Below are 7,040 nucleotides of genomic sequence, written 5' to 3' on the forward strand. Positions count from 1 at the left end.
GAACAGGTCACCCACGCCTTCGACGACGCCGGCGACTACGACGTGGAACTGACCGTCACCGACGACGACGGTGCCACCGACACCACGACCGAGACCGTCACGGTCAGCGAGGCGGCGGCGGAACCCGGAGCCGCGTCGGTGAGCGTCACGCCGGACAGCGGCACAGAGGCGAGCACCTACAGCGGCGGCTCGTTCACGGTCGAGAACACCGGCGACCAAGCGATCGACTCGGTCACCGTCGACCTCTCGTCGGCGGCGATGCCCGACATGGTGTGGGACCCCGACGGCACGGCGGGCGACCAGGCCGCGAAGGGCCTCGTCATCGACGGCGAGTCCGGTGACGGCGTCGGCGTCGAAAGCACCGACGACGACGACGTGTTCAGCCAGCCGCACAACGGCGTGAACGGCTCCGACGGCTACGACGTCCTGATGATCGAGTTCGACGACTTCGAGCCCGGCGAATCGGTGTCGTTCTCGGCGGATAACGATCCGACGAGCATCAAGGACGCAGAGATAACGTCCCAGGAAGCGGGTCCCGTCTCTGGTCTCGAACTCGCCCGTTCCGACGTGAGCGTCGAGTACGCGGACGGGAGTGCCCAGGAGACCCAGCTGTTCGGCGACGGCAGCGAGGGCGGCGCGCAGGCCACCCTCGACGAGTCGATCGCACCGGCGCCGAGCATCGACGTGCAGGACGTCGACCTCGACGACGGCGCGCTCCGCGACCACCACGGCGCGGCCACCGTGAGCGAGGCCGACCAGACGGTCACCGTCACCGGCGAGCCCGGCGAGGCGGTCACGCTCCAGCACGCCGAGGGCGAACTCGAACTCGACAGCGTTCCCGAGTACGACGGCTCGCCCGGCTACGACGTCGAGGAGTACGAGGCCAACAAGGTCGAGAACGTCGACTACGAGACGGTCACGCTCGACGACAACGGCGAGGCCGAGGTGCCGGTCACGCTGCTCAACACGACCGACGTCGGCGGCTACAACTACCTCGTGGCGACCCACGGCGAGCCCGACGACGAGACCGGACTCGACTCGAACGTGGTCGTCCTGAAGTACGACGAGGACGCCGGTGACGACGGGGACGACGCCGACGGCGGCGCGACCGGCTTCGCCGTGAACGCCGGCGGCGACGCCTACACCGCCGCCGACGGCACGGAGTTCCAGGCCGACGACAGCTTCGACGGCGGCGAGACGTTCACGTCCGGCAACGGCGGCACGCCCTCGGAGCCGGCGATCGCGAACACCGACGACGACGAGCTGTACCACACCGAGCGGTACGGCGACTTCGGCTACGACGTGCCCCTCGTGGACGGCGAGTACGAGGTGACCCTGCACTTCGCCGAGCTGTACCACGGGGTGGCGAACGACGGTGGCGAGGGCGACCGCCTGTTCGACGTCTCGATCGAGGGTCAGCAGGTCCTCGACGAGTACGACATCTACGCCGAAGCGGGCGGCGAGCACGCGGCGATCCAGGAGACGTTCACCACCGAGGTCGACGACGGCGAGCTGAACGTCGACTTCGAGACCGTCGAGAACAACGCGAAGGTGTCGGCCGTCGAGGTCGAACCGGTTGGAGACGACGGGAACGAAGCGCCGACGGCCGACGCCGGCGACGATCAGACCGTCGCGGAGGGCGACGAGGTCACCCTCGACGCCTCGAACTCCAGCGACCCCGACGGCGACTCGCTGAGCTACGAGTGGACGCAGACGGGCGGTACCGACGCGACGCTCGACGACGCGTCCGCGGCGACGCCTTCGTTCACCGCGCCGGACGTCGACGCCGACGAGACGCTCACCTTCGAGGTCGAGGTCTCCGACGGCGAGTCGACCGACGCCGACACCGTGGACGTCACGGTCGAGGACGCCGCCGAGCCCGACAACCAGCCGCCGACGATCGACCCCATCGACGACCAGACGGTCACCGAGGGCGACTCCGCGACCGTGTCTGTCGTCACAGACGATCCCGACGGCGACGACGTCTCGCTGTCGGCCGACGCCCCCGACTTCGTCACGCTCTCGACGAGTGAGCTGACGATCGCTCCCGAGTCCGGCGACGCCGGCACGTACACGGTGAACGTGACGGCCGACGACGGCACCGACGAGACCACCGAGAGCTTCGAGGTGACCGTCGAGGCGGCGGAACCACAGGTACTGCACCGCGCGAACGCGGGCGAAGGCGAGACGGTATCCGCGACGGACGACGGTCCCGACTGGACCGGCGTCGAGAACGCGGACTCGGAGTACCTCGCGTCGGTCGCGAGCTCCGACGCCGGCAACTCCTGTAGCGGCGAGATCACGAACACGACCGCGAACGTCCCGTCGAGCACGCCCGACGGCGTGTGGGACTGCGAGCGGTACGGGGAGATGACGTGGGAGTTCGACGTCGACCCTGGTCAGGACGTCGAGGTCCGACTCTACGTCGGTAACTCGTTCTCCGGCGCCAGCGATCCCGGTGACCGACAGTTCAACGCCTCCGTCGAGGGCGAGCAGGTCCTGACGCAGTACGACCCCGTGGCCGACGTCGGCCACGAGACGGGGACGATGAAGAACGTCACCGCCACCGACGACGGCGACGGGACGGTCACGGTCGAGTTCGAGGAGGGCGAGATCGAGAACCCCGCGGTCAGAGCCATCGAGATAGTCGAGGCGGAGGAGGGCGACTCGGAGTGACCACGCTCCACCCAGACCGATGACCGGAATCCCCGCACGCGCCGTCGCCGTCTGCCCACGGTCGACCGACGAGGTCGACCCCGATAGCGACGGTCGCCATCGGGCGAACCGGTTCAACCGACGAACTGAGCGACGAACGATCCCGCGAACCCAACGACACCAAACGAACCCATGAACGACACAGCACACGGATATCTCAGACAGACGGTCACGGCGCTCGTCGCGCTCGCACTCGTCCTCTCGGTCCTCGGACCGGTGGGGACGGTGGCGGCGGACCCGAGCGTCTCGGTCGAACAGACGGCGGACAGCAACACGGTCGCACCGGGAGAGACGGTGACGCTGACGACGGAGTTCGAGGTAGCGGAACTGAACGCGCCGCAGCTGAGCGTCACCACCCCTGACGGCTGGGAGATCACCGACCAGACGGCCGAGGGACCGGCAGCGTACAACGACGACGGCACGTGGCAGTGGCTCGCCGGCGACGAAGACGGCGTCAACGTGAGCTACACGGTCGAGTACACCGTCAGCGTCCCCGAGGACGCCGAACCGGGCGAGTACTCGATCGCCGCGGACGGGTCGGCGCTCGCGCCGTCCGACTCCGCGCCGACGTCGGACTCCGACTCGACGACGATCACCGTCGAGGAGCCCGATCAGAACGAGGGTCCCTCGGCGTCCTTCAGCGCGAGCCCGTCCTCGCCCGAAGCGGGTGAGACGGTCTCCTTCGACGCCTCCGGGTCGACCGACGCGGACGGCTCGATCGAGTCCTACGAGTGGGAGTTCGGCGACGGCGAGACCGCCTCCGGCGAACAGGTCACCCACGCCTTCGACGACGCCGGCGACTACGACGTGGAACTGACCGTCACCGACGACGACGGCGCCACCGACACGGACACGCAGACGATCTCCGTCAGCGAGGCCGCGACGCCCGCGAGCTTCCAGCTCTCGGACCTGACCGTCGAGTCGCCGGTCGAACAGGGCGACGACGCCACGGTCACCGCGACCGTCGAGAACGTCGGCGACGAGGAGGACGCGCAGACGGTCACGCTCGACGTCGACGACGGCGAGGTCGACAGCGAGTCGGTCACGCTCGACGGCGGCGCGAGCCAGCAGGTGAGCTTCGACGTCGACACCGCCGACCTCTCGGTGGGCGACCACGACGTGACGCTCTCGACCGACGACGACAGCGCGTCGGCGACGCTCTCCGTGACGGAACAGACGCCGTCGAACGAGGATCCCACGGCCGCGTTCGACGCGTCGCTGTCCGATCCGGAGACCGGCGAGACGGTGACGTTCGACGCCTCCGGGTCGACCGACGCGGACGGCTCGATCGAGTCCTACGAGTGGGAGTTCGGCGACGGCGAGACCGCCACCGGCGAGTCGGTCACTCACGCCTTCGACGACGCCGGCGAGTACGACGTGGAACTGACCGTCACCGACGACGACGGCGCCACCGACACGGTCACGCAGACGATCTCTGTGGACGAACCGGCGGAGCCCGAGCCCAACCAGTCGACCGAGGTGTCGCTGTCGCCCAGCGAGGAACTCGTCGCCGTGAACGGCTCGACCGCGTACGACGTGGTGGTCGAGAACGTCGACGGCGGCGTCGGCACGTACACCTTCACGGTGTCCGCCGCCGACGCGGACGTCGCGTCCGTCACGGACCTCGAACTCGCCGAGAGCGCCGACGGGGCCATAACCGACGTCCAGTACGCGTCGGACAACTCCTCGGTGACCGTCGAGGCGGTCCTCGTCGACACCGAGGACACGGGCGACGTCACGCTCGGCACGGTCGTCGCCGAGGGCGAGTCCGAGGGCGAGACCGACGTCGATCTGTCGGTCGAACTGCTGGGCGATGAGAGCGGCGACGCGTACGAGGTCACCGCCGAAAACGGCGCGACGCTCACCGTCTCCGAACTCGTCGTCGGCGGTTCCGAGCAGCCCGCTCAGGACCTCGACGGCGACGGCGTCTACGAGGACGTCAACGGCGACGGCGAGGTCGACGAGCTCGACGTGCAGCTGTTGTTCGCCGAGCGCAACAGCGATGTCGTCCAGAGCTCGCCGGAGACGTTCGACTTCAACGGCGACGGCGAGTTCAACAACCTGGACGTCCAGAAGCTCTACTACGAGGAGGTCGCCTGATCGAGATGACGGCTACCGGTACTCGGTCTGACGTCCGCGCTGCGGCGTGTGCGATCGCGGTCGCCGCCCTGTTCGCTTCGACCGTCGAGGTAGCGGCCGCGGCCGGCACCACGGACATCGGGGTGGCCGCTGAGCGTGACACCCTCGAGTCGGGTGAAACGACGACTGTCGACGTCGTCGTCGCGGACGCCGACGGCGGGGTCGGCGCGCTCAACGCCACGGTCACGCTTTCGAATCCGGACGTCGCCTCGGTCGAGAGCGCGTCGATCCACGGCGACCCCGGCCTCGAGCGCGTCACCGAGCGTGCCGACGGTGTCAGACTGAGTGCCGCACTCGCCGACACCGACGACGTCGGGAGCGTCACCGTCGCCACGGTCGTTCTCCGCGCGGAAGGGCCCGGACAGACGTCCGTCGACGCGGACGTGAGGGCGCTCGGCGACGAGGACGGCGAGACGTACACCGTCGGAGACGTCGACCGCCCGGCGATCACCGTGCACGACGCCTCCGATCCCTCGTCGGAGGCTCCGACCTCGGCAGAGTCGGCTGCCGACGACCCGGCGTCGGGCTCGACGGACGACGAGACGACGCCGGGGCCGTCAGAAGATGAGACGGCTTCGGGGGCGACTGACGACGAGACGACCGGCGACAGCGAAGGCCGCGAACCCGACGACAGCGACGACGCGACGGGCGGAGACGACCAGAGCGACTCCGACGGATCGGCCTCGGCCGGACAGGTCGTGGAGACCTCCGGCGGCCCGACGCCGGCGGTCCTCTCGCCCGTCGGCGTGGTCGGCGCCGTCGTCATCATCGCCGCGTTCGTCGTACGCCGGCTCCGGTAGCGGTCGCCGCGACCGCTCCGGCACTCGTCTCGAGCGGGAGGGAAGCGAACCGGCCGATGGCGTCGAGCGGCCAAATTTTTAGGCGACACGAAAACTATACGTTTTTTGATAAGTTTGAAGTAGGTGGGGAACGTCGGTACGACCGTGATGAGCACCCAGAAGACCGTACGTCAAGAGGCGGGCACAGTCGAAGAGAACGCGCTCCGGATCGAGACGGCGAAGGCCGAGCAGATCGTCGACGCGCTGAACGCCGACCTCGCGAACGCGTACGTCCTCTACCACCAGCTGCACAAACACCACTGGAACGTCGCAGGGGCGGAGTTCCTCGACATCCACGTGTTCCTCCAGGAGGTCTACGAGGACGTCGAGGACGCCGCCGACGAGCTCGCGGAGCGCCTCCAGGCGCTCGGCGGCGTGCCGCACGCGAGCATGACGACCCTCGCCGAGGAGGCAACCGTCGAGCCCGAAGACGAGAACGTGTACGACATCCGCACCTCGCTGTCGAACGACCTCGAGATGATGGGCGACATGATCGAGAGCTACCGGGAACACGTCGAACTGGTCAATGGACTCGGCGACTACGCGACCGGCGAGATGCTCCGCGAACAGCTCGAAGACCTCGAAGAACACGCGCACCACGTCGAGCACTACCTCGAAGACGACACGCTCGTCCTCGAGTCGGCGACCAAGTAGGCTACTCCACTCGAGGGCCGCTCTCGTCGGTCCGCCCCGGAAGTTCGAGTTCGATCTCGAGCGTCGGGTCGTCGACGCCCTCGTACTCCACCTCCAGTTCGACCGGCTGACCGAACGCGAAGGGCAGCTCCCAGTCGTCGCCGACGACGGTCAGTTCGTCGCCGTCGCGGAGCTGTTCGCCGAGCGCGACTAGGAACTCGCCCGCCTCGCTCGCGTCCAGTCGGTAGGTCTCCTCGAAGTTCCGTCCCGATCGAATCGTCGACCGATCTTCGTCGGCGTCGGACATCTAGCGAGTCACCTCGACCGGATCGGCGATCGCGATCCACCCGTCGCAGTTCCCGGACTCGATGAAGACGGCCGTGCCGGGAGCGCTCTCGCAGACACAGAGCTCCGGCCGACCCGCGGAAGAAGAGCCGCCCCGCCGACCCTCCTCGGACTGAACACCCGTTGGCATATGATGAATTAGGCCAACCTAAAATAAAACGATTCTGGTTCCGGTAGGCCAGCGGACGCGCTCACTCGCCGTCGGACGGGACCGTTTCCGTTCCTTCGCGAATCTCCTCGGTCGACGCGAGCGTCTCGGCGAGTCGGTCGGCGACCACCGGGCTGACGAGGTCCGCCATACGCATCGCCTGGCGTTCGTGCGCGTCGAGACCCAGCACCGCTCGGAAGAACCACGAGAGCGTCACGTAC

General features: G+C 68.4%; 6 protein-coding genes and 1 pseudogene. 4 read left to right on the plus strand and 3 right to left on the minus strand.

Features of this window, described 5'->3' with window-relative positions; genetic code table 11:
• The 4 genes from U4E84_RS15700 to dpsA all read left to right on the plus strand — a co-directional run.
• The coding region (locus U4E84_RS15700) for a malectin domain-containing carbohydrate-binding protein (protein WP_322533061.1) at positions 1-2,676 on the plus strand (2,676 nt) is incomplete at its 5' end.
• A 171-nt stretch (positions 2,677-2,847) separates the two neighbouring features.
• A complete protein-coding gene (locus tag U4E84_RS15705) occupies positions 2,848-4,815 on the plus strand; it encodes a PKD domain-containing protein (protein WP_322533062.1) in 1,968 nt (655 codons plus the stop codon).
• Positions 4,816-4,820: 5 nt separating this feature from the next.
• Positions 4,821-5,654, plus strand: coding sequence for a hypothetical protein (locus U4E84_RS15710; RefSeq protein WP_322533063.1), 834 nt, complete (start codon positions 4,821-4,823; stop codon positions 5,652-5,654).
• Positions 5,655-5,801: 147 nt separating this feature from the next.
• Complete coding sequence (gene dpsA / locus U4E84_RS15715) at positions 5,802-6,347, plus strand: DNA starvation/stationary phase protection protein DpsA (protein WP_322533064.1); 546 nt, start codon at positions 5,802-5,804, stop codon at positions 6,345-6,347.
• A gap of 1 nt (position 6,348) precedes the next feature.
• Here dpsA and U4E84_RS15720 read toward each other — a convergent pair whose 3' ends face one another.
• The 3 genes and pseudogenes from U4E84_RS15720 to U4E84_RS15730 all read right to left on the minus strand — a co-directional run.
• Positions 6,349-6,633 (minus strand): amphi-Trp domain-containing protein, encoded by a 285-nt coding sequence (locus tag U4E84_RS15720; RefSeq protein WP_322533065.1) that lies wholly within the window; start codon positions 6,631-6,633, stop codon positions 6,349-6,351.
• The gene (locus tag U4E84_RS15725) at positions 6,634-6,801 is read right to left on the minus strand and encodes a hypothetical protein (RefSeq protein WP_322533066.1); all 168 of its coding nucleotides are present in this window, start codon (positions 6,799-6,801) and stop codon (positions 6,634-6,636) included.
• Between the two features lie 61 nt (positions 6,802-6,862).
• Positions 6,863-7,040, minus strand: a pseudogene (locus tag U4E84_RS15730) (metal-dependent transcriptional regulator); the annotation flags it as partial.

The sequence above is a fragment of the Halorubrum sp. AD140 genome, from assembly GCF_034497445.1.
GTDB lineage: Archaea > Halobacteriota > Halobacteria > Halobacteriales > Haloferacaceae > Halorubrum.

What these genes read in the sequence shown, in the direction of transcription:
- U4E84_RS15705 (WP_322533062.1), top strand. Translation starts at nt 2,848, where the DNA reads ATGAACGACACAGCACACGGATATCTCAGACAGACGGTCACGGCGCTC.
- U4E84_RS15710 (WP_322533063.1), top strand. Translation starts at nt 4,821, where the DNA reads ATGACGGCTACCGGTACTCGGTCTGACGTCCGCGCTGCGGCGTGTGCG.
- dpsA (WP_322533064.1), top strand. Translation starts at nt 5,802, where the DNA reads ATGAGCACCCAGAAGACCGTACGTCAAGAGGCGGGCACAGTCGAAGAG.
- U4E84_RS15720 (WP_322533065.1), bottom strand. Translation starts at nt 6,633, where the DNA reads ATGTCCGACGCCGACGAAGATCGGTCGACGATTCGATCGGGACGGAAC.
- U4E84_RS15725 (WP_322533066.1), bottom strand. Translation starts at nt 6,801, where the DNA reads ATGCCAACGGGTGTTCAGTCCGAGGAGGGTCGGCGGGGCGGCTCTTCT.